The organism is Flavobacterium sp. (assembly GCF_043778725.1).
In the GTDB taxonomy this organism is placed as follows: Bacteria; Bacteroidota; Bacteroidia; order Flavobacteriales; family Flavobacteriaceae; genus Flavobacterium.
Window position 1 is genome coordinate 12,753 of the sequence record NZ_JAYWFT010000079.1, and the last position, 25,438, is coordinate 38,190.

The following is a 25,438-nucleotide window of genomic DNA, read 5'->3' on the forward strand; positions in this document are numbered from 1 at the left end:
TATGAATTCAATGTTTACAAAAATTGTTAGAATACTCTTAGGAATTATGCTTGTTGTTTTTGGTGCCAATAAGTTTTTACATTTTATTCCTATGGAAGCGCCAACAGGTTCAGCAGGCGATTTTATGAATTCCTTAGGTGCAACAGGGTATATTTTTCCAGTTGTAGGAGTTTTAGAAGTTGCGATAGGAATTATGTTGCTTTTAAAAAAATGGGTGGCTTTTGCTTTGATTTTGCTAGCGCCAATTTCAATAAATATTTTGCTCTTTCATTTGTTTTTGGACATTCCAGGAGTAGCCGTAGCTTTGCTAGTTACAGTATTTAATGCCATTTTGATATACAAACATTGGACACAATATAAATCATTGTTTTTATAAAATTGAAAAGCGTCGAAATTAATCGACGCTTTTTTTTAATATTTTATTTTTCCAATATGATTCATTACCCGAACTATTTTTCCTTTTCTTCGTTCTATATAAGAAGTAGAATTGGTAGCTTTATATTTTCTTGGATTTGGTAAAATTGCTGCAATACCAGCGGCTTGACTTTTTGTAAGATCTTTGGCTTTTATTCGATACCAATGTTCGGCAGCAGCTTCGGCACCATAAACTCCATTGCCCATTTCTATAGAATTCAAATAGACTTCCATAATGCGTTCTTTGCCCCAAACTAATTCTATTAGAAAAGTGAAATAGGCTTCCAAACCTTTTCTTAAATAGCTTCTGCCTTGCCACAGAAAAACATTTTTAGCTGTTTGTTGCGAGATGGTACTTCCACCTTTAAGTTTTTTTCCGCGATTGTTGTTTTTAAATGCTTTTTGCATGGCTTTAAAATCGAACCCATTGTGTTTTAAAAAATTACCGTCTTCACTTGCAATAACTGCTTTTTGCAAATTGGGAGAAATATCTTCTAGTGCAACCCAATCATGACTACAAGTCATTTCTTTTCCGTCCAGTTTTTGTTCGATTGCTCTAGTAATCATTAAAGGTGTAAATGGAACTGGAACCCATTTGAAAAAAATCACTAAAAATATAGAAACACCAAAAAACCACAATGTGGCTTTCCAAATAAAGGTTTTTAGTTTCTGAAAAAAAGTTCGATTTGTAGGTTTTGTGCTTTTCTTTTTTGTTGCCATTTATAGTAATTCTGCTAATTCTTTTCCTGTTAAACTTCCAATTGCAACACCCATTCCGCCTAATCTTACGCCACAATATACATTTTGAGAAAGTTGCGATACAATTGGGTTTTTGCTGTTGCCAATTCCCATAATGCCGCTCCAGCGATGCGCAATTTTAAATTCTTGATTCGGTAAAATTACATTTTTTAATAACTCTTCCAATCTATTTTGAATTTTTTCTGTTTGCGTTAATTCGGTTGTGGTTTCGCCTTCAAAATCTAAATTTCGTCCGCCACCAAGTAGTATTCTATCTTCAAAATTTCTGAAATAATAATAGCCTTTATCCAAATGAAAAGTACCTCGAATGTCTAAGTTTTTAATTGGTTCTGTAATTAAAACTTGCGCTCTAGCTGGTTTTACTTCATTGTTTGTTAGTTTACTTGCAAATCCATTTGTAGCAAAAAAGAGCTTATTTGTTTTAAACGAAAAATCATTTACTACAACTTCTACCGAATCATTGTTATCGGTATAAGTAGCAACTTCGGCTTGATTTAAAATTAAAATATCTTTAGAAACTGCTTCTTTTAACAGCGCTTGCATCATATTTCCAGTATCTATTTGAGCCTCAAACGGATTGAAAACGGTGTATTCTTTTATTTCTTGAAAATTAAAACGGTCTATTTCTTTAGTAAAAACATCCGATTTAAAAAGTGGTTTTAGAATGTCATTTATAAAAGGAAGTTTCTGTAAACACTCATTATAAGTACTTTCGTCATCTTTTAGAAAAAGTTCGTAACCGCCATAAGGTTTAAAGTCTATTTTATCATCACCAAGTCTTTTTCTAAGTAATTGTAATCCATTCCATCGTTTTTGTATCAACTGAATAACTTCTTCTTCGGTATGTGATTTTAAATCATCTATAATTTCTGACAAACTACCAAAACAAGCAAAGCCAGCATTTTTTGTACTAGCACCTTGAGGTAAAATTCCCTTTTCCAAAACCAAAATTTTACTTTCTGGAAATCGTTCTCTTAAGTTTAAAGCACAGTGAAGTCCAACAATTCCGCTTCCAACAATAGTAAAATCTACATTTGAGAACCAATTTTTTATTTCCCAATAACTTAACAGCATAGTTTTTTTAAATTTTTATAAAAATAGTATTTTTTTAATTTTAGAACATGAGTTTTTGTTTAAATGATAGATGTGCATTTTTTTTTGTTAAAAATTGATGATGTGTTGCGAATAAAAACTGCATTTCATCGATTTGTTAATATCTTTTTTCAAACATTAAAAATATGACAAAAAACTTGATAAATTTGATGTTCTATTTTAACCAAAAATATATAATTATGAAGTACAAATTACTTTCCGTTGCGTTATTAGCAATAACGAGTTTTTCTTTTGCGCAACAAAAAGGTTCTTTTTGGAAACAATCTACTAAAAGCAACATTGTTGCACTAGAGAGTAGATTGAATCTTCCCGAAAAAAATCTTTTAGATTTAGATGTAAACGCATTGAAAGCTACTTTAGTAAATTCTCCCGATAGAAATACTGTAGGAAGAACATCTGAAATTGTTTTGTCATTACCAAACGCTGATGGCCAAATGGAACAATTTAGAATTTATGAAAATTCTAATATGGATCCGGCTTTAGCAGCAAGATATCCAGAAATTAAATCGTATGTAGGAATAGGAATTGACAATCCTACTTTAACAGCTTATTTTAGTGTTTCGCCTCTTGGTTTTAAATCAATGGTTTTGGGTGGCGATAGATCGGCAGTATTTATTGAGCCATTTTCTCAAGACTTAACAACCTATTCTGTTTACAAAAAATCGGATAAAACAGCTTCATTTGATAAGTTTGAATGTAAAGTTATAGATGTTGTTACTCCTAAAGTAAATCAATCTACGGCTAGACCAAATGCAGATGACGCACTGTTAAGAACTTTCCGTTTAGCAATGTCGGTTACAGGTGAATATACTGTTTATTTTGGTGGAACAAAAGCATTAGCATTAGCGGCAATTAATGCTTCAATGACGCGTGTTAATGGAGTTTTTGAAAAAGATTTTTCTGCTAGAATGGTTCTTATTGCTAATACAGATTTAGTTATTTATACTTCTGCTTCAACCGATCCATATTCTGCCGCAACCGCTGGTGCTGGTGGCGCTTGGAATCAAGAATTACAAACTACTTTAACAAATACTATTGGTAGTGCAAATTATGATGTAGGTCACCTTTTTGGCGCTTCTGGTGGCGGAGGAAATGCAGGTTGTATAGGTTGTGTTTGTACAAATCCTACAACTTCTGTACCTTTAGGAAAAGGGAGTGGATTTACTTCACCTAACGATGCAATTCCAACCGGAGATAATTTTGATATAGATTATGTAGCACATGAAATGGGACATCAATTTGGAGCAAATCATACATTTACACACAGTAATGAAGGAAGTGGAGTTCAAATGGAGCCAGGTTCAGGATCTACAATTATGGGTTATGCTGGTATAACTTCTTTAGATGTTCAGCCACACTCGGATGCTTACTTTCATGCTGTGAGTGTACAACAAGTGACAAATAATATTAAGGCTAAAACGTGTTCGGTTAACACTGCTACAGGAAATTCAATACCAACTGCAAGCGCAGGTTTAGATTATACCGTTCCAAAAAGCACACCTTTTATGCTAACAGCTACTGCAACAGACGCTAATGGTGATGTGCTAACTTACAACTGGGAACAATTTGATTCTCAAACAAATGCTACTGCACCAAGTGCTACTAAAACATCTGGTGTAAACTTTAGATCTTATAATTCTACAACTTCTCCAACAAGATATTTTCCAAGAATGGCTTCAGTTTTAACTGGCGCAACTACAACTGCAGGCACAGAACTTACTGTTGAGGCAATTCCATCTGTTGCAAGAACTTTAAATTTTAGAGTTACTGTTCGTGATAACAGAGCTGGTGGATCAGGAAACAATTCAGATGATATGATTGTTACTGTAAATGCTACAGCTGGACCATTTTCTGTAAGCGCACCAAATACTGCTGTTTCTTATGTAGGAGGAAGTTCTCAAACGGTTACTTGGGTAGTTGGTGGTACAACTGCAAATGGTGTAAACTGTGCTAATGTTGATGTTTTATTATCGACAGACGCTGGTGCAACATGGGCAACTTTATTGGCCGCAACTCCAAATGATGGAACGCAAGCAGTTACAATTCCAAACACTCCTGGGACTACAAATAGAATAATGGTAAAAGGAACAAATCATATTTTCTTTGACGTTTCTAATACAAACTTTACAATTACTTCTGGTTCTACAGATACCGTTGCTCCAACAACTCCAACCTTAACTGCTTCTGGAACCACACAAACTGCTACTAGTTTATCTTGGTCTGGCGCTACAGATAACGTTGCTGTTACAGGATATGACGTTTATAAAGATAGTGTTTTACTTGGTTCAACTGCTTCTACAACTTATGCAGTTTCTGGTTTAACTGCTTCTACAACTTATGCTTTTACTGTTAAGGCTAAAGACGCTGCAGGAAATGCTTCAGTAGCAAGTAATTCCGTTTCTGTTACAACTCTTGCTCCAGTTGCAGACACTACAGCTCCAACAGCTCCAACTCTATCAACATCGGGAACAACTTCTACAACTACAAATTTATCTTGGACTGGTGCTACAGACAATGTTGGTGTAACTGGTTATAATGTTTACAAAGGGACAACATTATTAGGCTCAACTACTACTGCAACAACTTATGCAGTAACTGGTTTAACAGCTTCTACGGCTTATACTTTTTATGTTCAAGCAAAAGATGCTGCAGGAAATGTTTCAGTTGCAAGTAATGTGGTAAGTGTTACAACATCTGCTGCTAGTACATTAACTTATTGTGCCTCTCAAGGAAATAGCGTTGCCGATGAAAAAATTGGAAAAGTAGTTTTCGGAACCATCAGTAACACTTCAACAGGAGGAACTGGTTATACTAATTTTACAACAATTTCTACTAATGCAGTTAGAGGAACAGCCTACACAATTACAATTACTCCGGCATGGACAAGCACTGCTTATAGTGAAGGATATGCTGTTTTTATTGATTACAATCAAAATGGTGTGTTTACAGATGCTGGCGAAACAGTTTTTACTAAGGCAACATCAACTGCAACAACTGCAACAGGATCAATTACAATTCCTGCAACAGCAACTTTAGGCTCAACAAGAATGAGAGTTTCTATGAAATATAACGGAACTCCAACATCATGCGAAGCTTTTTCTTACGGTCAAGTAGAAGATTATACAGTAAATATTACATCTACAGCTAGAATGGAAGATGCTTCTAACAATGCAATTTCTTTCAGTTTATATCCAAATCCTGTAAATGGTGATGTGTTGAATATTTCTAATTTAGACAAAGTGTCTGAATATACAATTTTCAATATGATGGGTCAACAATTAGCAAAAGGTAAAATTGAAAACGATGCAATTAACGTTGGTTCATTATCTGTTGGAACTTATTTAATTCAAGTTTCTAACGAAAATGGTTCAACTTCAAAACGTTTTATCAAACAATAATTTAAATTCAATTATTTTAAAAGCCGTTGCGATTATCGTGACGGCTTTTTTTATTACTTTTAACGAATCAATAAAAATCAGTTTTATAATGAGAAAAATATTTTTTATAATCGTTTGCACAATGAGTATAGCAGCATCAGCACAACAAATTTTAGCGCCAGAAACACTTTGGCAATTAGGCAGAGTTTCTGTTTTAGGAATTTCTAAAGACAGAAAATCTATTGTTTATAAAGTTTCAACTCCTTCGGTAGAAGAAAATAAATCGAGTTCTAAATTCTACACCATTCCTGTAAATGGAGGAAATCCTTCAGAGGTAAAAGATGCTAAAGACTTAATTTCTGATAAAAATGTATCTTTAGATGGAAAGTACATTTTATCATCACAAGAAGTAAAAGTCAACAAAGTTTTAGGAAAGGATTACTATCCAAATCTTGATAAATCGAATGCTCAAATCTACAACGGATTAGATTACCGTCATTGGGATACTTGGAACGACGGAACTGTAAACCACGTTTTCTACGGAGGAATTCCTGCAGATAATGTACGTTTGGAAGCTCCAATAGACATCATGAAAGACGAGCCTTATGATGCACCACAAAAGCCTTTTGGTGGAGACGAAGATTATATTTGGTCGCCAGACAGTAAAAGTATAATTTATGTTTGCAAAAAGAAATTCGGTACAGAATACGCAATTTCTACCAACACTAATTTGTATGAATACAATCTAGAAACTAAAATTACCAAAAACTTAACCGAAAGCAATTTAGGTTACGATACCAATCCAACGTTTTCTCCAACAGGAAATTTAACTTGGTTGCAAATGAAACGCGACGGATATGAAGCCGATAAAAATGACATCATTGTTCGTTTTAAAGGTATGGATGTGAATTTAACTGCCAATTGGGACGGAAGTGTAGATAGTTTTAATTGGAGCGCCGATGGTAAAAAAGTATATTTCACGGCAGCTGTTGACGGAACAAAACAAGTGTTTGAAGTTAACTTTCCTGGTGTAACAAGAATTGCAATTATGGTAAATCAAGTTACTACCGGCGATTTTGACGTTGCTGATATCGTTGGGTTTTCTGGAGATGATATCATTGTTACTAGAACCGATATGAATCATGCAGCCGATATTTACTCCTACAATCTTAAGAAAAAAACGTGGTTGCAACTGACAAAAATCAATGAGCAAACCTACAGCAAATTGTCGTTACCAAAATACGAAAGAAGATACGTTACAACAACCGACGGAAAGAAAATGCTAGTTTGGGTAATCTTACCTCCAAATTTTGATAAAACCAAAAAATATCCAACGCTACTTTATTGTCAAGGCGGACCACAATCGCCATTAACGCAAAGTTATTCTTTTAGATGGAATTTCTCTTTAATGGCATCGCAAGGTTACGTTATAGTAGCGCCAAATCGTCGTGGAATGTACGGTCACGGTCGTGAATGGAACGAAAAAATTTCTGGAGATTGGGGCGGACAAGTGATGGACGATTACCTTTCGGCAATAGACGATGTTTCTAAAGAAAGTTATGTTGATAAAGCAAGATTAGGTTGTATTGGTGCAAGTTATGGTGGTTATTCAGTATTTTATTTAGCCGGAATTCATAACAATCGTTTCAAAACTTTTATTGCTCACGATGGCGTTTTTAACACACAAAGTATGTTTGGAACGACAGAAGAAGTTTTCTTTAACAACTGGGATTTTGGTGGCGCTTATTGGGAAAAAGACAACAAAGTAGCGCAGAAATCGTACACTACTTTCAATCCAATAAATTATGTTGATAAATGGAACACGCCAATCTTAATCATTCAAGGTGGAATCGATTTTAGAGTGCCAATTGGACAAGGACAAGAAGCCTTTCAAGCTGCACAATTACGCGGAATTAAATCAAGATTTTTATACTTTCCAGAAGAAAACCACTGGGTTTTAAAACCACAAAACGCAATTATCTGGCAAAGTGAATTTTACAAATGGTTGAAGGAGACGTTGTAGTTTTATATTTATAAACTCAATTAATTTGAATTAAGAATGGATGCTTTTTTAAAAGTTATTGACGGTAGAAAATTGGCATTTAAAATTTCTTTCATTTATGTTGCAATTGCAACACTATCTGTATGCTCAATTTATCCAGATGATTTTTTTTATGGTGAATGGTCGTTAATAGGATTAGTAGTAACTTTTCCTGTGTCAATTATTAGTTTTGGTTATAGGTTTGCGGAATCAAATTTATTATATCCAGTTTTTATAATTCAATTAGTAATGTTTTTTATAACTTTTTTATTTTTAAGTTTTTTTATAAAAGACAAAGTAAAATCTAATTTGTAATTAGACAAAAAAAATATTTTATAGGACAATATGAAGCAAACTAATCTCATTAAAAACGCACTTTTATGGGTATTAATTTGCCTATCAATTTCATGCAAAACAAGCGATAAATCGGAAATAAAAAATCAAGTTTTACCGATAAAAAGTGTTAAAATTGATTACTCAAAATATCTTAAAAGAAGTGAGCTTGAAGCCTATGTTTTGCAATCCGAAAAGCTAAATTTAAAAGAGCTAAATTTAAAACCATTTGATACTTTAAAGTTTGATAAAATTATAGCTTATGATTTTGAAGGAAGCGAAGAGCCAAATCCAAGTGTTATTGGTAAGAATGATAAATTCACAAATGTTATTTTAAAACAAAAATATCTAAACGAAAAACAAGGATATTTTTTGATTAAATGCTTAACAAGCAATGCAACTTATGGTGGAAGTTTTGCGGCATGTTTTAATCCGCATTTAGGGTTTGTGTTTTTTGATCATGATAAAGTTGTTTATACCGTTGATGTTTGTCTTGGTTGCAACTATTTAATTTCGACATCAGATATTCCTGCAATGAATAGCAAAATGATTAACAAAGGCACAGAAGATGCTTATCCAGCTTTTGGATTTAGTAAAGCAGGAAAGAAAAAAATCAGAAAATTATGTAAAGAATTAGATTTCTTTTACGGAAATGAAAATAGCAAATAAACTCCAAACAAAAACCCCAATTTCAATTGAAATCGGGGTTTAAATTTTTGAAAACAAATGCTATTTAAAATACTCCTCAAAGTAAGCAACAGTATCTTCATCACTCATTTTGTTTGAAGTACTATCAGACGACTCTGCATTTTTATATTGCGCAGTATCGGCTAAGAATTTCATAAATTGCTCTTGAATTTGACCTGTTCCAGTAATATGAATTTGGTCAATATTCGGCATTTTAATAGCAATTTCCTTGAAGAATTTTTGCGTTAAAGCAATCTCTTGGTTGTTAGCAGCATTTTCGTTAGAATTTCCGTCAGCACCAATATTTTTTACATGACCAAGTACCGTAAATTCGCTTGTATCGGAATCTTTTCTTCCAATGATTGTAGCGTTATGTGTATCCATCCAAACACCAAACTGCTTTTTGTTTTTTTGTGACATTTTTTTATTATTTACTATTTTTCTTTAAAAGTTATTATCTCATTTCATTACAATAATGAGAGATAAATCGTTTTGTAAAATTGACTAATCCATATCAAAATAAGTTACACATTTTCAAAATAATATTACATAGTATGCATATTTATAAAATCAACAAACAGCCATAAAAAAACCTCGACTTCAATTGAAATCGAGGTTAATATTTTAAAATCTAATATTTAAAATCTAATATCAGACTAGTATCTGTAATATTCTGGTTTGAATGGTCCAGAAACTTCAACACCAATATATTCTGCTTGGTCTGCACGTAATGTTTCAAGCTCAACTCCTAATTTAGCTAAGTGTAACATTGCTACTTTTTCATCTAAATGTTTAGGTAACATGTAAACGTCATTGTTGTATGCTGCGCTGTTTTTCCACAATTCAATTTGAGCCAAAGTTTGGTTTGTAAACGAGTTACTCATTACAAAACTTGGGTGTCCAGTTGCACAACCTAAGTTTACCAAACGACCTTCAGCAAGAACTAAAATATCTACACCATCAATTGTATATTTATCAACTTGTGGTTTAATTTCAATTTTTGTGTTACCGTAGTTAGTATTCAACCATGACATGTCAATTTCATTGTCAAAATGTCCAATGTTACAAACAATAGTTTTGTCTTTCATAGCACGGAAAGCGCTTTCTAGAACAATATCTTTATTTCCTGTTGTAGTAATAACGATATCGGCAGTACCAATAACAGTAGCCAATTTTTTAACTTCAAATCCGTCCATAGCAGCTTGCAATGCACAAATTGGGTCAATTTCTGTAACTGTTACAATTGAACCTGCACCTTTAAATGAAGCAGCAGTTCCTTTTCCAACGTCACCATAGCCACAAACAACTACTCTTTTTCCGGCCAACATAATATCTGTAGCTCTACGAACTGCATCAACAGCACTTTCTTTACAACCGTATTTGTTGTCAAATTTCGATTTAGTAACCGAATCATTAACATTAATTGCAGGCATTGGTAAAGTTCCAGCTTTTACTCTTTCGTATAAACGGTGAACACCAGTTGTAGTTTCTTCAGATAAACCTTTGATACCTTCAACTAAATGAGGATAACGGTCAATAACCATATTTGTTAAATCGCCACCATCATCAAGAATCATGTTCAATGGTTTTCTATCTTCACCAAAGAATAATGTTTGCTCAATACACCAGTCAAACGACTCTTCGTCAAGACCTTTCCAAGCATAAACTTGAATTCCAGCAGCAGCAATTGCAGCAGCGGCTTGATCTTGAGTTGAGAAAATGTTACAAGAAGACCAAGTAACTTCTGCACCAAGAGCAATTAAAGTTTCAATTAAAACTGCAGTTTGAATAGTCATGTGTAAACATCCTGCAATACGTGAACCTGCAAGCGGTTGTTCGTCTTTGTATTCTGCTCTCAATGCCATTAAACCTGGCATTTCTGCTTCAGCCAATTCAATTTCTTTTCTTCCCCAAGCTGCAAGCGAAATGTCTTTCACTTTAAAAGCTACATAAGGTAATGTTTGTGTACTCATCTATTATGTATATTTGTTTTTTATAATTTGGTGCAAAATTACAACATAGGTTTTGAATTTAATAATTTATTTTAAAATTTGTGAAATGTTTACATGTTTAATCTTTTGAAAAACAACAAAATACTAAATGCCTTTACATAAAGTTATCTATTTGTCTAACAACGCTAAACTGTATCTTTGGAAGATTACAGAAGATTTTGATGCTCTTTTTAATCAAATTAGATTGAAAGATTCATCATTAGCACGATTGCAAACTATGAAATCTGAAAACCATAAAAAAGGATTTTTGGCCGTAAGAATGTTGTTGCAACATAATGATTATAACGATTTTGACTTGTATTATGATGCTTTCGGAAAACCGCATATAAAACCGCAAGGTTGCAGTATAAAAGATGTTGAAATATCAATTTCACATTCTAATGATTTTTCTGCGATAGTAATTAGCGAGCAAAAAGTAGGATTAGATGTAGAGCAAATAAAAGAAAAAGCACTAAAAATTGCTTCTCGTTTCATGGATGTTTCGCATTTAGAAAATCTATCCAAAGAAGAACAAATCAAGAAAGCAACAGTAGTTTGGGGAATTAAAGAAAGTATTTTCAAAATCAAAAACGAAAAAGGAATTAGTTTTCCAAATCATATTTTTGAAGATGATTTCAATTTTGAAGATAAAAAAGCAACGGCAACTTTAAAATTTAATAACAAAGAAGAAAAGTTCAAAATCCAATTTGATTCGGAAGAAGATTATATATTTGTTTGCGCCTTTGAATCAATTAAAAATTAAAAATCAGCGAGAATCTGTTAAATCCGTTTTATCAGTGGCTATGACAATGACAAAAATCTACCAACAAATAGTATTTTCAAAATCCAAAGGTGAAAAACTCCTAGCCATTCTTCTAGATCCAGATAAGTTGGCTGTAGAGAATCTTTCTAATTTAATTAAAAAAATAAATCAATCGCCAGCAACACACATTTTTGTTGGTGGAAGTTCTTTTGTTGGAACAAATTTAGACGAACTAATAACCGAATTAAAATCTAAAATTAATTTGCCATTTCTATTATTTCCGGGAAATCCTTCACAAATTTCTAATAAAGCCGACGGAATTTTATTCTTAACATTATTGTCAGGAAGAAATCCAGATTATTTAATAGAACATCAAGTAAATGCAGTTCCAATTCTTAATAAAACCAATCTTGAAGTTATTTCTACAGGATATATTTTGATAGAAAGTGGAGCAGAAACAGCTGTTGAACGTGTAAGTAAAACCAAACCATTAGACAGAAATAATTGTCAATATGCGTTACAAACTGCACAAGCAGGAGAATTCATCGGAAACAAATTAATTTATCTCGAAGCGGGTAGTGGTGCAAAATTATCCGTTCCAAATGAAATGATTACATTGGTAGCGCAAAATATTTCAATACCATTAATTGTTGGTGGCGGAATTCGCTCTAAACAAGAAATTGAAAATGCATATAATGCTGGTGCAGATTTAGTAGTAATAGGAACCGCATTTGAAAACGACTTAAATTTTTTTAACTAATGCTAGAGTTCTTATTTGATCAATATAAAAACGCATCAACTACACAAATTGTTTTAGAATTTATAGTTTTTGTGTTCGGAATAATTAGCGTTATCTGTGCTAAAAAAGAAAGTATTTGGGTGTATCCAACCGGATTAATTTCTACAGTAATTACCGTTTATTTGCTGTATCAAGCGCAATATTTTGGCGATATGACCATGAATTTTTATTATTCTATAATGAGTATTTATGGCTGGTACAAATGGATGTCTAAATCGCACGAACCTGATTTGAAAATAACTAGAACTACAAGAAAAGAAAAAATAATTGGTGTTGGATTATTTTTTCTAACACTTTTAATTACCTATCTTGTGTATGTTTTTTTTAATTACAAACTTGAAATTCCTAATTATATTGATATTTTTACATCAGGTATTTTTTTTACAGGTATGTGGTTCATGGCTTTAAAGAAAATAGAAAATTGGACCTTGTGGATTATTGGTGATTGTATTGCTGTTCCTTTATTTTGGTATAGAGGTTTAGGAATGTTATCATTGCAATATTTAATTTTTACAATTTTAGCGATATTAGCTTATTTAGAATGGAAGAAAATCTTAAACAGTTACACACAGAAATAATAAAGATTGCTTTGTATGGTCCAGAATCTACTGGAAAAACTACATTGTCACATCAGCTTGCAAAGGAGTTTAATACTATTTGGATTCCAGAATATGCGCGTAATTATTTGCAAGAAAAATGGAATAATGAACAGCAAATATGCAGTTTTGAAGATCTAATTCCTATAGCAATTGGTCAAACTAAACTAGAAAACGAAGCTCTAGCATTAGCTAATAAATATCTTTTTTGTGATACTAATTTATTGGTAACTAAAGTTTTTTCTGACTTGTATTATTCAAAGTGTGATCCAATTTTAGAAAAAGCGGCTCGCAAACACAAGTATGATTTAATTTTTCTTACCGATGTTGATGTTACTTGGGAAAAGGATGACCTTAGAGATCAACCTCAAGATAGAGAAGCAACATTAGAAATATTTGAAAAAGCATTGTTGCAAAATAAAAAACCCTACATAAAACTCTCGGGAAATAAAGAACAACGTCTAGAAAAAGCAGTGCAAATAATTAAAGATTTGAGTAAAGCTAGAGAACTAGGATTTAATTCTCACGATTTTGTAGCAATATATAATAGAAATATTAATTTGGATAAATTGCAAAGCCAATTTCAAATTCTTAAAAATGGAATTCCTAAAATAAATCTAGAAAGACCAGCTGTTATAAATGACGGAATAATGGCTATTTCTCCTGATGAAGCTGTATATTATTCCAATTTTTTTGACGAGAAAAAGAAAAATCTAAAGCTTAAAAAATTTGTGCCTGCTTCTGGTGCTGCGAGTAGAATGTTTAAATTCTTGAGCGAATTTTTAAATGATTTTAAACTTGGTGAAGAATCAATAAATGCTTACATAAATAGAAAAAAAGATAAAGATCTACCTGTTTTTTTAGTTGCCAAACAGAAATTTCCATTCTATAAAGAGGTTTTAAATACTACAAGAATTAATCTTCCAGATTATGACAATTGGAATACAGATAGTAAAGAGCATGGGTTTATAAAAACACTTTTATCTAGCAAGTATTTTGACTTTGCAAATAAACCTAAAGGTGTTTTACCGTTTCATAAATATGAAAACCACACTGCAACGGCCATTGAAGAGCATTTAAACGAGTGTGTTTTTTATGCTACATCCAATGAAAGAACAAGTTTGCATTTTACTGTTTCAGAAGAACACCAAACCAATTTTGACGCTATAATTGATGCAATAAAACCCAGTTTTGAATCAAAGTATAAAATAAAAATTCAGGTAAAATATTCGTACCAAGATAAATCTACAGATGTTGTTGCAACAGATTTAGACAATCATCCTTTTCGCGATGAAAATAACAATTTGGTTTTTCGTCCCGGAGGTCATGGAGCTCTAATTGAAAACTTAAACATGTTAAATGCCGATGTCATTTTTATTAAAAATATAGACAATGTAATTCAAAATCACATAGAAATTATTGCGCTTTATAAAAAAGCATTAGCTGGAATTTTAATAAAAACTCAGGATATTATTTTTAATTATTTAAGATTACTAGAAAGCAACACTGTTTCTAATGAAAACCTTACAGAAATAGTAGCTTTTTTAAACTCTAAGCTGTGTGTTTCTGTAATTGAAGATTTTTCTAAATACACAAAAGAAAGTAAAATAGAATATCTTTTTACAATTTTAAACAGGCCAATTAGAGTATGCGGAATGGTAAAAAATGAAGGCGAACCTGGCGGTGGACCATTTTGGGTTTTAAGTAAAAAAGGAACAGTTTTTCTTCAAATTGTTGAGACATCGCAGATTGATACCAGCGACATAAATCAAGTAAAGATTTTAGAAAGTGCCACACATTTTAATCCTGTTGATTTGGTTTGTGCTACAAAAAATTATAAAGGTCAAAATTTTGATTTAACCAAGTTTGTAAATAAAAATACTGGTTTTATTGTTTATAAAAATAAAAATGCAAAACCATTAAAAGCATACGAACTGCCGGGTTTATGGAACGGAGCAATGGCGAAATGGTTAACAATTTTTGTAGAAGTACCACTTATAACTTTTAATCCTGTAAAAACTGTGAACGATCTTTTGAAGCCAGCACATCAATCATCAGAATAAACAAAAACAAGTATAATTTTTATAAAACAAAAACAAATAATTTTTTAAATTTTGTTACTTAGCACCTTTATGGTAAAAAAATGGATAAAGAAAAAATCATAACCGAATTGAGCTATAAAGCAGTGAGAAGTTCTGGTGCAGGCGGACAAAATGTGAATAAAGTTTCGTCTAAAGTTGTATTGACTTTTGATTTATTAAACTCATTAGCATTGACTGATGAAGAGAAAGAGCGTTCTCAAAAAAAATTAAAATCTAAACTTACATTAGACGGAATTCTAATCTTAAATTGCGACGAAGATCGAAGTCAAGTTAAAAACAAAACAATAATTACAAAGCGTTTTATAGCTATTATTGAAAAATCTTTAATTATCCCAAAGCCAAGAAAAGCCACTAAAATTCCTAAAGCAGTAATTGAAAAACGATTGAAAGATAAATCGTCAACCGCAGAAATTAAAAGTAATCGTAAAAAACCAGAATTATAATTTGAAACCATTTATGTAAAGTTTATAATTCTAACATAAAAAATAAAGCTTTTCTGTTTTTATTATTAGTTCTAATATACTTTTGCTTTTTTCAATCAATAATATGAATGTACTTTCTTTGTCAGAAAAAAACGTAAAAATAGTTAAGTCTATTACCAACAGCACTTATTTAGACATAATAGGTTTACTAGTTGTTATATCTGCTTCTTTAGCTCTTGGCTATCACAATACCCAATATAAATTCACTTTTCAAGGCAAAGATTATATCTTCTTTCTTGGTTATGTGTCTATAGTAAATACTGGTTTTTCTATGATAGGAAATAGATTGGTTACTAAAAAAAATAATGTTGGAAATCTAATTACAACTTGCAATACTTTTCTAAGCGGATGCATTGATTATTTACTAGGAAATGCAGGCGCTATCTTGACCTATCCTGTCTCTTTTATTGCCAATTTATTAGTTTTTAAAGCATGGAAGAAAAGCAAGGTTTTACGTTCTATAGATTTTATTTTTTACAGAAATATTATTCTTGGGTTTGTTTTTTCGTTGGGTCTAAATTATATAGCATTTCGTTATTTTTCTGAAAAATCAATTGATTGGAAATTATTTTTTGCAGTGGCAATTCCAGCCGGAATAACTTTTGGAGGAACATTTAATACAGCAAGAATGTATCCCGATAACTGGTTTATGTGGCAATTTTATAATTTGACAAAAATTATTCAAAATTTACTTTTAATGAATATTGCCAATGTTGCTAAATATACTTTCTATTTTTTTAACGCTATAATTGGTTATATTACTTGGGATGATGACAAGAAAAATGCAATTAAATGAGTTTTCTAGTCGATTCGCGTTGGCGTAATTCTGTTTTTACAACTGTAGTTTTATGATTGTAAATTTCTTCTTTACTTTCTAGTTTTTCTATAAGCATTTTAGTAGCCACTTCGCCAATTTCTGGTCCGTGTTGGCTAACTGTTGATAAACTTGGTGTTAATCTTTTAGACCAAACTCCATCTGCAAACCCTATTATTGAAAGTTCGTCTGGAATTTTCATTCCTTTTTTAATAGCCATTTTCATTGCCATTACAGAGGCGTGTTCGTCTAAAGCAAAAACAGCATCTACTTTATTTTCATCAAAAAATCTGGCAGATATAATATCAAAATCTTCGGCAGTTTCAGATAAAACTATTAGTTTATCATCAACCTTTAATCCGGCAGTTTGCAAAGCTTTTCTATAACCATCAGCTCTTAACTTTCCTACACTTAAATTGTCAATTGATGAAAACAAAGCAATGTTTTTACAGCCAGTTTTTATTAAATGATCTGTGGCATTTATAGCCGAATCTAAATCGTCTACCACGACTTTATCACAATTTACTTCATCGGCGGTTCTATCAAACATTACAATAGGTGTTCCTTCATTAATGATAGATTTAAAATGACCAAATTGTTGCAGCTTTTGCGCTTCTTCAGAAATAGATAAAATAAATCCATCTATGGTTCCATTACTCAGCATTTCAAGGGCACCAATTTCCTTTTCTAAAGATTCATTACTAATACATGTTATCACTTTATATCCTTTTTCATCGGCTACTTTTTCAATACCAGTAAAAACTTTTGCAAAAAATTGATTTAAAATATTAGGAAGAATAACGCCAATAGTTCTTGTAGATCGATTTTTTAAGTTCAACCCAATAACATTTGGTTTATAGTTTTTTAGCTTGGCATATTCTTGAACACGCAATTTAGTTGGTTCGCTAATTTCTGGACTATCGTTTAGTGCCTTAGAAACAGTAGAAACCGAAACTCCAAGTTCCTTTGCAATTTGTTTTAGTGTAGCTTTAGATTTCATAAAAATTGTTAGTTTCTGTTAATAAGTGAATTATACAACTAAATAATCTTAATGTGTAATAGTTCTAATGGTTTTAAAAGGAACTTTACGATATTAAATAACTGAAAATCAACCATATAAATTTATGTAAGAATTTCTTTAAAAAACAAGATTATTTACAAATATAAAAATATTTAAGATATCATCAATCAAAATCTATTAATTAACCGTTAAAAAAAAAATTATGGAAAAGACATTAAAAATTAATGAAGTAAATCCTTCTTTTACAAATAGAAGAAGTTTTTTAAAAATTAGTGGACTAACACTAGTTGGTACTTCACTATTACTAGCTGGTTGTAGTGATGATGATGAAGATGGAAACATAGACATGTTTCCTGGAGTACGAAATGGAGTTTTTGATTTGGGTGGAGGCGATTTTGGAGTTTTAACGTATGCCTATGCATTAGAACAATTGGAAGCCGATTTTTACACTAAAGTTGTAAATGCATCTGCTTTTAATACTGCCTTTACTCCACAGGACAGAGCGGTTTTAACTGATTTGTATAATCATGAAGTAATTCACAGAGAGTTTTTTAAAGCCGCTTTAACTGGTGCTTTGCCAAATCCTACCACACAGCTCCTTCCCGGACTAGCGTTTGATTATGGAACTTTAAATTTTAATAATAGAGCACAAGTTTTAGCAACAGCTAAAGCACTTGAAGATACTGGAGTTGCTGCCTATAATGGAGCAGGAAAACTACTTACAAATCCAGAGTATCTATTGTTGGCAGGAAAAATAGTTTCTGTAGAAGCAAGACATGCATCAGCAATTAGGAGTTTAATCAATCCTAATTCTAAAGACTTTGCAGGTGATGATATTGTAAGTGCAACCAACGGATTGGATACTGTAAAAAAACCATCGGAAGTAGTGCCAATAGCAAGCGGATTTATCACCACCAATTTTACAGCTAGTTTCTTACCTTAAATATAACATTAAAACTGAAAGATTATGAATATTATAAAATTTATAGAGAGTTTTACAGATGAAAACTTTATGAAAGCTACTGGAAACAGAAGAGATAGCTTTGGACAATTTGGAAAATTAGGAAAAAACTTAGCGTTGGCTTCAATACCATTTGGACTCTCTGCTTTAGTAAATAAAACCTATGCAGCAGATATCACTCCAACTCCAAATACACCAATCGGTGCTCTTCAACTTGCACTAGTTTTAGAGTATCTTGAAGACGAATTTTACCAAATGGGATTGTCCTCAGGAGTAATTTCACCATTAGAAAATGGTGGTAGAGATTTAAAAGTTTTTCAACAAATTGCCCAGCACGAATCAGATCATGTTGCTTTTTTAATTGCAGGACTTGGCGGAACGGCAAGCGCCAACTTTGTTGCAAAACCAACTTTTGACTTCACTGCAGGCGGATTATTTAATCCATTTAATGATTACCCAACATTTCTTGCATTAGCACAAGCATTCGAAGATACTGGGGTTAGAGCATATAAAGGACAAGCTGTCAATTTAATGTCGAGTCCCGATTTACTAACTGCGGCATTGCAAATTCATTCTGTAGAAGCACGTCACGCATCAGAAGTAAGGCGATTGCGAGGAGAAAAAGGATGGATTGTAAGAGACGATCGTGGCGGACTTCCTGTACAAGCACAAGGAACTTATGATGGAGAACAAAATGTTACTCAAGGCGGATATAATGCAGCAGCACTCTTTGGGATTGATGCAGGATCAGCTGCCTTTGATGAGCCTTTATCTACACAAGCAACAGTGAATATTGCAAACTTGTTCATAGTATAATTTTTTTGCAACATTAATTTTATTAAAAAATGCCAACTTAATAACAATATTAAGTTGGCATTTTAATTTAAATACATAGTCTGATTTTCAGGCTAAAAGAAAATTGAAAATGAATTTTGCATATATAATAAATAATTGTACTTTTGCACTCCCTTAATTGGGAATGGAATGTTTAATTAAAATAATATTATGGACGCATTAAGCTACAAAACAGTTTCTGCCAACAAAGCCACGGTAACAAAAGAGTGGATTGTTGTAGACGCTGAAGGTCATAACTTAGGTCGTTTTGCTTCAAAAGTTGCGATGCTTTTAAGAGGTAAATACAAGCCAAGTTACTCACCACACGTTGACTGTGGAGATAACGTAATTGTTATCAACTCAGAGAAAATTAATTTAACTGGAAACAAACTTGACGAAAAAACATATATTCGTCACACAGGTTATCCAGGAGGTCAAAGAAGTTTAACTGCTAAAGTAATGCAACAAAAGAATCCTGCATTATTAGTAGAAAAAGCTGTAAAAGGAATGTTGCCTAAAAATAAATTAGGAGCACAATTATTCCGTAATTTAGATGTAAATGTTGGTACTGAGCACAAACATGGCGCTCAACAGCCAAAAACCGTTAACCTTAACGACTTAAAGTAATGGGAGTTATTCACAAAATCGGTAGAAGAAAATGTGCGGTTGCACGTGTTTATGTTCAAGAAGGAACTGGACAAATCACAGTTAACAAAAAACCATTTGCAACTTACTTCCCAACAGCTACTTTGCAGTACAAAGTTTTACAACCAATGTCTATGACAGAAAATGTAACCAACTTTGACGTAAAAGTAAATGTATATGGTGGTGGTTCAACAGGACAAGCAGAAGCTGTAAGAATGGCATTAGCACGCGTAATGTGTGAAGTAGATGCAGAAAACAGAGCTATCTTAAAACCAGAAGGATTACTTACAAGAGATCCAAGAATGGTAGAACGTAAAAAATTCGGTCAGAAAAAAGCACGTAAGAGATTCCAATTCTCTAAACGTTAATATTTTGACTTCACATCTCATTTGTGTCTCATTGAGCGCATTCGAAATGTTATTTTTACAATTAAAATTGAATTTAAAACAAAGTTGTCGATATTCCTTGTAAAAAGGGAATTAGTTTAGCATCGAAATGCAGTACAAAGTCTTACAGACGAAAGTCTCAAAGCGAAAAAGGTGACGCATTGCTAATCAACGGAACGTAAACTATTACACAATGGCAAACAAAATTGACGTTAAAGAATTATTAGAAGCAGGTGTTCACTTTGGACACATGACTCGCAAGTGGGATCCAAACATGGCTCCTTACATTTATATGGAGCGTAATGGTATTCATATCATTAATCTGTATAAAACTGCTGCAAAAATTGAAGAAGCTGGAGAAGCTATGAAAAAAATTGCAGCATCTGGTAGAAAAATACTTTTTGTAGCTACCAAAAAACAAGCAAAAGATATTGTTTCAGAAAAAGCATTAGCTTGTAACATGCCTTACATCACAGAAAGATGGCCTGGTGGTATGTTAACAAACTTCGTTACTATCAGAAAAGCTGTTAAAAAAATGGCTACTATTGATAGAATGAAAAAAGATGGTACTTTCATGACGCTTTCTAAAAAAGAAAGACTTCAAGTTGATCGTCTTCGTGCGAAATTAGAGAAAAACTTAGGTTCTATTTCTGACATGTCTAGATTACCTGCTGCATTATTTGTAGTAGATATCAAAGCAGAACACATCGCAATTAAAGAAGCACAAAAATTAAACATTCCAGTTTTCGCAATGGTTGATACTAACTCTGATCCACGTGAAGTAGATTACGTTATTCCAGCTAATGATGATGCTTCTAAATCAATTGATAAAATTTTAACTTTAGTAACTGACGCTGTAAAAGACGGATTAGCTAACAGAACTTCTGACAAAGAAAGTGATGATGCTACAGAAGTTGAAACTGCTGAAGTTGTTGAAGCTGTTGCTGCTCCAGAAGCTGTTGCTGTTGTTGAAGAAACTCCAGTTGCAGAAGTTGAAGCTACAGAAGAAACTAAATCAGAAGAATAAATAAAATAAATTCCAATTTTATAAATTCCAAATTCCAAAAGAAATCGATAACTTAATGTTAATGATTTTTTAAAATTGGAGTTTGGGATTTAAGAATTGGAATTTTTACTTTTAAATTTTTAATCTTAAAATAAAACACAAAATGGCAACAATTACTGCTGCAGACGTAAATAAATTAAGAACAATAACAGGTGCAGGTATGATGGACTGCAAGAAAGCTTTAGTAGAAGCTGACGGAGATTTTGATTTAGCAATTGAAAACCTAAGAAAAAAAGGTCAAAAAGTTGCTGCTAACAGATCGGACAGAGAATCTACAGAAGGTGCAGCTATTGCAGTTGTAAACGCTGACAAAACATCTGGTGTTGTAATCACATTAAATTGCGAAACTGACTTCGTTGGAAAAAATGAAGGTTTCGTAAAATTGGCTACAGACTTAGCTAATCAAGCATTAAACTTTGATACTAAAGAAGCTTTCTTGGCTTCAGATTTTAACGGAATTACTGTTGCTGATAAATTAATTGAGCAAACAGGAGTTATCGGAGAAAAAATTGAAATCGCTTCTTTTGAAAGATTGTCTGGAACTTTCATTGGATCTTACATTCACGCTGGTAACAAAATTGCTACTTTAGTGGCTCTTTCTGCTAATGTTGATGGTGCTGAAGAAGCTTCAAGAAACGTTGCTATGCAAGCTGCTGCAATGAACCCAATCGCTCTTAATGAATCTGGTGTTGATGCTGCAATCATTGAAAAAGAAATTGAAATTGCTAAAGATCAATTGCGTGCTGAAGGTAAACCAGAAGCAATGTTAGACAATATCTCTAAAGGTAAAATTCAACGTTTTTACAAAGACAATACTTTGGTAAACCAAGATTATATTAAAGACAACTCAATGAGTGTTGCTAATTATATTAAATCTGTAGATGCAGGTTTGGTTGTAACTGGATTTAAAAGAGTTGCTTTAGGATAATTATTAGGCGCTAAATACGAAATACAAGGCACGATGTACGAAATATAGGATGCAAAGTATAAAGTAGCTAATACATAAAAAATAATTATATTAACCTCGTTTCTTAATTGAAACGAGGTTTTTTTGTTTTTGTAAATTATTTTTTTGAAAGTGCAGTAGCTCACATTAAACTTGCAGTAGCTAACATTGTACTTGCAGTGGCTTACATTATACTTGCAGTAGCTAACATTGTACTTGCAGTGGCTTACATTAAACTTGCAGTAGCTAACATTATACTTGCGGTGGCTTACATTATACTTGCAGTTGCTAACATCATACTTGCAGTAGCTCACATTATACTTGCAGTTGCAAGAATAGTAAACGGAGTTTCTTACTTTATACTTACTGTTAGTAACTTATTGAAAGCCGCTTAAAAAACATTATTCGGTTTTTATTATTTTAAATTCTAAGCCGCTTACTTGTTTGTATTGTGGGCTTGTTGCTTCAGGTACAGCATAAATCCTTTCGCTAGGCAACTAAATAATTAGCAAAAAAAGGTTTTTATAAGAGTAACAACAGTAATTTTTAATAATAGATAAGTCAACTACCGCGCTAATCCTTTCGAGTGGTTCTATACAATCAAGAAAGTTTTTTGTTGATAAACAAAGTTTTCATTAATTTTGGTAAAAAGAACAATAGGAGCAGAAGTTGCATCAAAGCTATTCAAGAAAATCCAAAAGAAAGGAGCAAAGAGTTCTAATATTACTAATTTTCAGCTCCACAAAGTTTTCCTATAAAAAGCTCCGTAAATGTCTAGTTTCTAAGGTTAAAATAAATTTTGTATCTAATACTTTAAACAATATTGTAGTAATATACTTAGCTCTAAACCAAACTTAAAAGATTATTTTGATAAGGCAGGAGCAAAAGGAGTTTGGGATATCAAGATTCATATTGACAATGGGTCATTTTTGTTTGGTAAATATGCATCTCAAAGAGATGCAGGCAATTTTTACAGCTGGTGCTGTTGCACAATAATCAGATTTTGTGGTGTTAGCTCAATTTGGATTTGGAGCTTATAATTTTAGTGGAAACAATAAATTATTGGCAGGTATAATTACAGCTAGGATAAGTTAAATTGCAACAACTAGACCTCTAACTACGATGGGCGTTGCATGTCTGATTGGTAAATTTGGGGAAGACAAACTTAGTTAACGTTCAATCGATTTGGGAAAAGCATACATTGAAAATAAAAAATAAATGCTTGTCATGAAAAGAGTTTTATTAATATTTATTTTAGGAATAACTTCATCATGTAAAAATGACGAAATTTATTATTAATATAACGATGTAATGATAAAAAGGGTTAATACGGATGGGAAAAACACATTCTATTACTTGAAAAATGGGTTAGAAAATGGTGAAATTTGGGCGAAATACTCTGGAATAAATGATGGTTTTAAAGGATACTTAAAATTTAAAAAAAATGGTAAGGTTCTATTGTTTTCAGGTGATGGCTATTTTCAAACAAAGGACATTGCTACAACTTTATTTAATTTTAAAGAAATAGGGACTGATGGAAGACCAGGAGACAACGCAAATGTATGTCAAATATCGTATCAAATTGAAGCTGAGAAATCTTGGAATAAAAATTTGAATCTGAAATAAATATAACCTATTCTGAACAACTTCCTTGCTCGCTCTATTGACCAAGCCAAAAACAAAGAAAATTAGATTTATGTAAGTGATTATTACAAACGAAATTAAATAACATATTATCAGGCGTTAGATTCATTTGTATTAATTTTGATTATGGCTACTTCATGCAAAAATGATGAGGTGTACTATACCTATAACAATACAACTATTAAAAGAATGGATAACAATGAAAAAAGTAATTTTAATTTTATTGATTATAATTAATTTCTCTTGCGGAAATAAAAATATAATATCTGATAATAAGGACATGAGAATTTTTAATACTTATTTGTTGGGTGATTATACCCTTTTTGAAGGAGTTAAAGTAAAAGTTACTACTGTTTTTGTCATAAAAAGTGATTTATTAAAAAAATGCTATAAAAACTTTCAGTTCTTAATTAGCGAAAATTTAAAACAAATTAAAAGCCTGAGAGTTCAAAATGATTCCGTGTATTTTCAATATTCCGCTTACGATACTAATAAAAGATTTTTAATCCGATTAAGTGCTCTTCCTCCTAATCACAAAGAAGTTACATTTATAAATACCTATTCTAAATATCCATTTTATATTGATGATTGTAATGCTTTTAAGTAGGATGAGTTGGGACAGTTGATGACTAAGAAAGTTGGAAATACTGCTTTATTGCCATTGCAAAAAGTAGATTATAATTATAACATAAGAGGATGGCTTACTGATATCAATAAAGTTGATGGGCTTACTGACCCATTAGGAAGAAGTACTGACCCATTAGATTTATTTGCTTTTAAAATTAACTATGATACGGTAGAGAACGAAACTAATTATGTTGGCAAAGAATTATACAACGGCAATATATCGGAAACGTATTGGCGAACTAGCAATGACAATGTAATTAGAAAATACGGTTATAAATATGATGATTTAAACAGACTAAAAGAAGCAATTTACCAAAAGCCAGATTTAGCTGCCGCAACTACAAACTCGTATAATGAGAGTGTAACTTATGATAAGAATGGGAACATAATGACTTTGCAACGCAAAGGAGAATATGAAGATAGTGTTTACAATTTATTAATTGATAACTTGACTTATTCGTATGAAAATAGTAACGCTTCTAATAGGCTTGCAAAAGTAACTGATACTACCAATGTAACAGCAGGATTTAAAGACGATAGTAATGGTACAAATGATACTGTTGATGATTATCTTTATGACAGCAATGGCAATATGGTCAAGGATGATAATAAAGCAATAGTTAGTATTACTTACAATCATTTAAACTTACCTGTAGAAATTATATTTACTGGGACTAATAGAAAAATTAATTATCTTTACAATGCAGTAGGACAAAAGTTAGAGAAGAAAGTGACTGAGGCAAGTGCTGTGACAGTAACAACGTATCTAGATGGTTTTCAGTATTTAAATAGCGTTCTTAACTTTTTTAGAACAAGTGAAGGTTATGTTCAAAATACTGTTAGTAGTGGACAGAACAATTATAATTATGTTTATAATTATACAGATCATTTGGGTAATATACGATTGAGTTACACAAAAAATCCATCAACAGGCGTTTTAACGATATTGGAAGAAAATCAATATTATCCATTTGGGATGAAACAAAATGGATATAATGTAACTAGAAAGCAGTATTCAAATCCTGTTACTGTTGAGC

At 32.1% G+C, this 25,438-nt stretch carries 25 protein-coding genes and 1 pseudogene; 21 read left to right on the forward strand and 5 right to left on the reverse strand.

Features of this window, described 5'->3' with window-relative positions; translation table 11 throughout:
* Position 1: 1 nt before the first annotated feature.
* The gene (locus ACH2CG_RS06845) at positions 2–376 is read left to right on the forward strand and encodes a DoxX family membrane protein (RefSeq protein WP_395063522.1); all 375 of its coding nucleotides are present in this window, start codon (positions 2–4) and stop codon (positions 374–376) included.
* A 35-nt stretch (positions 377–411) separates the two neighbouring features.
* Here the strand turns inward: ACH2CG_RS06845 and mtgA are convergent, their stop codons facing one another.
* Together mtgA and ACH2CG_RS06855 are read right to left on the reverse strand one after the other, a co-directional pair.
* On the reverse strand, positions 412–1,134 hold the full coding sequence (gene mtgA / locus ACH2CG_RS06850) for a monofunctional biosynthetic peptidoglycan transglycosylase (protein ID WP_395063524.1): 723 nt from the start codon (positions 1,132–1,134) through the stop codon (positions 412–414).
* The gene (locus ACH2CG_RS06855; protein ID WP_395063526.1) at positions 1,135–2,247 is read right to left on the reverse strand and encodes an NAD(P)/FAD-dependent oxidoreductase; all 1,113 of its coding nucleotides are present in this window, start codon (positions 2,245–2,247) and stop codon (positions 1,135–1,137) included.
* A gap of 218 nt (positions 2,248–2,465) precedes the next feature.
* Here ACH2CG_RS06855 and ACH2CG_RS06860 point away from each other — a divergent pair, with 218 nt between their 5' ends.
* The 4 genes from ACH2CG_RS06860 (at position 2,466) to ACH2CG_RS06875 (ending at position 8,706) form a co-directional block, all read left to right on the forward strand.
* Positions 2,466–5,684, forward strand: a complete 3,219-nt coding sequence (locus tag ACH2CG_RS06860) for a reprolysin-like metallopeptidase (protein ID WP_395063528.1) — start codon at positions 2,466–2,468, stop codon at positions 5,682–5,684.
* A gap of 88 nt (positions 5,685–5,772) precedes the next feature.
* Positions 5,773–7,686: a S9 family peptidase gene (locus ACH2CG_RS06865; RefSeq protein WP_395063530.1), complete on the forward strand. Its 1,914-nt coding sequence runs from the start codon at positions 5,773–5,775 to the stop codon at positions 7,684–7,686.
* A gap of 36 nt (positions 7,687–7,722) precedes the next feature.
* Entirely contained in the window at positions 7,723–8,019 is a 297-nt protein-coding gene (locus tag ACH2CG_RS06870; protein ID WP_395063532.1) for a hypothetical protein, read from the forward strand.
* 30 nt (positions 8,020–8,049) lie between these two features.
* On the forward strand, positions 8,050–8,706 hold the full coding sequence (locus ACH2CG_RS06875; protein ID WP_395063534.1) for a hypothetical protein: 657 nt from the start codon (positions 8,050–8,052) through the stop codon (positions 8,704–8,706).
* Positions 8,707–8,766: 60 nt separating this feature from the next.
* On the opposite strand, the gene ACH2CG_RS06880 is transcribed toward ACH2CG_RS06875, so the two are convergent.
* Complete coding sequence (locus ACH2CG_RS06880; RefSeq protein ID WP_395063536.1) at positions 8,767–9,144, reverse strand: hypothetical protein; 378 nt, start codon at positions 9,142–9,144, stop codon at positions 8,767–8,769.
* 236 nt (positions 9,145–9,380) lie between these two features.
* Entirely contained in the window at positions 9,381–10,697 is a 1,317-nt protein-coding gene (gene ahcY, locus ACH2CG_RS06885) for an adenosylhomocysteinase (protein WP_395063537.1), read from the reverse strand.
* A gap of 127 nt (positions 10,698–10,824) precedes the next feature.
* Here ahcY and ACH2CG_RS06890 point away from each other — a divergent pair, with 127 nt between their 5' ends.
* From ACH2CG_RS06890 to ACH2CG_RS06915, 6 genes are all read left to right on the forward strand, one after another.
* A complete protein-coding gene (locus ACH2CG_RS06890) occupies positions 10,825–11,478 on the forward strand; it encodes a 4'-phosphopantetheinyl transferase family protein (RefSeq protein ID WP_395063539.1) in 654 nt (217 codons plus the stop codon).
* A gap of 46 nt (positions 11,479–11,524) precedes the next feature.
* Positions 11,525–12,238 (forward strand): geranylgeranylglyceryl/heptaprenylglyceryl phosphate synthase, encoded by a 714-nt coding sequence (locus tag ACH2CG_RS06895; protein ID WP_395063541.1) that lies wholly within the window; start codon positions 11,525–11,527, stop codon positions 12,236–12,238.
* Positions 12,238–12,855 (forward strand): nicotinamide riboside transporter PnuC, encoded by a 618-nt coding sequence (gene pnuC / locus ACH2CG_RS06900; protein WP_395063543.1) that lies wholly within the window; start codon positions 12,238–12,240, stop codon positions 12,853–12,855. The genes ACH2CG_RS06895 and pnuC overlap by 1 nt, the downstream gene beginning before the upstream one ends.
* A complete protein-coding gene (locus tag ACH2CG_RS06905; protein ID WP_395063545.1) occupies positions 12,819–14,936 on the forward strand; it encodes a DUF4301 family protein in 2,118 nt (705 codons plus the stop codon). The genes pnuC and ACH2CG_RS06905 overlap by 37 nt, the downstream gene beginning before the upstream one ends.
* A gap of 80 nt (positions 14,937–15,016) precedes the next feature.
* The gene (gene arfB / locus ACH2CG_RS06910) at positions 15,017–15,418 is read left to right on the forward strand and encodes an alternative ribosome rescue aminoacyl-tRNA hydrolase ArfB (RefSeq protein ID WP_395063547.1); all 402 of its coding nucleotides are present in this window, start codon (positions 15,017–15,019) and stop codon (positions 15,416–15,418) included.
* A 103-nt stretch (positions 15,419–15,521) separates the two neighbouring features.
* Positions 15,522–16,253 (forward strand): nicotinamide mononucleotide transporter family protein, encoded by a 732-nt coding sequence (locus ACH2CG_RS06915; RefSeq protein ID WP_395063549.1) that lies wholly within the window; start codon positions 15,522–15,524, stop codon positions 16,251–16,253.
* Here the strand turns inward: ACH2CG_RS06915 and ACH2CG_RS06920 are convergent.
* Complete coding sequence (locus ACH2CG_RS06920; protein WP_395063551.1) at positions 16,246–17,271, reverse strand: LacI family DNA-binding transcriptional regulator; 1,026 nt, start codon at positions 17,269–17,271, stop codon at positions 16,246–16,248. The two genes, ACH2CG_RS06915 and ACH2CG_RS06920, sit on opposite strands and share 8 nt — an antisense overlap.
* Before the next feature lie 223 nt (positions 17,272–17,494).
* Between ACH2CG_RS06920 and ACH2CG_RS06925 the strand changes: the two genes are divergently transcribed.
* From ACH2CG_RS06925 to ACH2CG_RS06970, 10 genes and pseudogenes are all read left to right on the forward strand, one after another.
* Positions 17,495–18,235, forward strand: coding sequence for a ferritin-like domain-containing protein (locus ACH2CG_RS06925; RefSeq protein WP_395063553.1), 741 nt, complete (start codon positions 17,495–17,497; stop codon positions 18,233–18,235).
* 24 nt (positions 18,236–18,259) lie between these two features.
* Positions 18,260–19,069: a ferritin-like domain-containing protein gene (locus ACH2CG_RS06930; protein ID WP_395063555.1), complete on the forward strand. Its 810-nt coding sequence runs from the start codon at positions 18,260–18,262 to the stop codon at positions 19,067–19,069.
* Positions 19,070–19,258: 189 nt separating this feature from the next.
* On the forward strand, positions 19,259–19,714 hold the full coding sequence (rplM, locus tag ACH2CG_RS06935) for a 50S ribosomal protein L13 (RefSeq protein ID WP_395063557.1): 456 nt from the start codon (positions 19,259–19,261) through the stop codon (positions 19,712–19,714).
* Complete coding sequence (gene rpsI, locus ACH2CG_RS06940; RefSeq protein ID WP_395063559.1) at positions 19,714–20,100, forward strand: 30S ribosomal protein S9; 387 nt, start codon at positions 19,714–19,716, stop codon at positions 20,098–20,100. The genes rplM and rpsI overlap by 1 nt, the downstream gene beginning before the upstream one ends.
* Before the next feature lie 211 nt (positions 20,101–20,311).
* On the forward strand, positions 20,312–21,145 hold the full coding sequence (gene rpsB / locus ACH2CG_RS06945) for a 30S ribosomal protein S2 (protein ID WP_395063561.1): 834 nt from the start codon (positions 20,312–20,314) through the stop codon (positions 21,143–21,145).
* A 142-nt stretch (positions 21,146–21,287) separates the two neighbouring features.
* Positions 21,288–22,112, forward strand: coding sequence for a translation elongation factor Ts (gene tsf, locus ACH2CG_RS06950; protein WP_395063562.1), 825 nt, complete (start codon positions 21,288–21,290; stop codon positions 22,110–22,112).
* A gap of 107 nt (positions 22,113–22,219) precedes the next feature.
* Entirely contained in the window at positions 22,220–22,525 is a 306-nt protein-coding gene (locus tag ACH2CG_RS06955) for a hypothetical protein (RefSeq protein WP_395063564.1), read from the forward strand.
* A 916-nt stretch (positions 22,526–23,441) separates the two neighbouring features.
* Positions 23,442–23,756, forward strand: coding sequence for a hypothetical protein (locus ACH2CG_RS06960; protein WP_395063565.1), 315 nt, complete (start codon positions 23,442–23,444; stop codon positions 23,754–23,756).
* Positions 23,757–23,973: 217 nt separating this feature from the next.
* A complete protein-coding gene (locus ACH2CG_RS06965; protein WP_395063567.1) occupies positions 23,974–24,381 on the forward strand; it encodes a hypothetical protein in 408 nt (135 codons plus the stop codon).
* An 18-nt stretch (positions 24,382–24,399) separates the two neighbouring features.
* A pseudogene (locus ACH2CG_RS06970) lies at positions 24,400–25,438 on the forward strand (RHS repeat-associated core domain-containing protein); the annotation flags it as partial.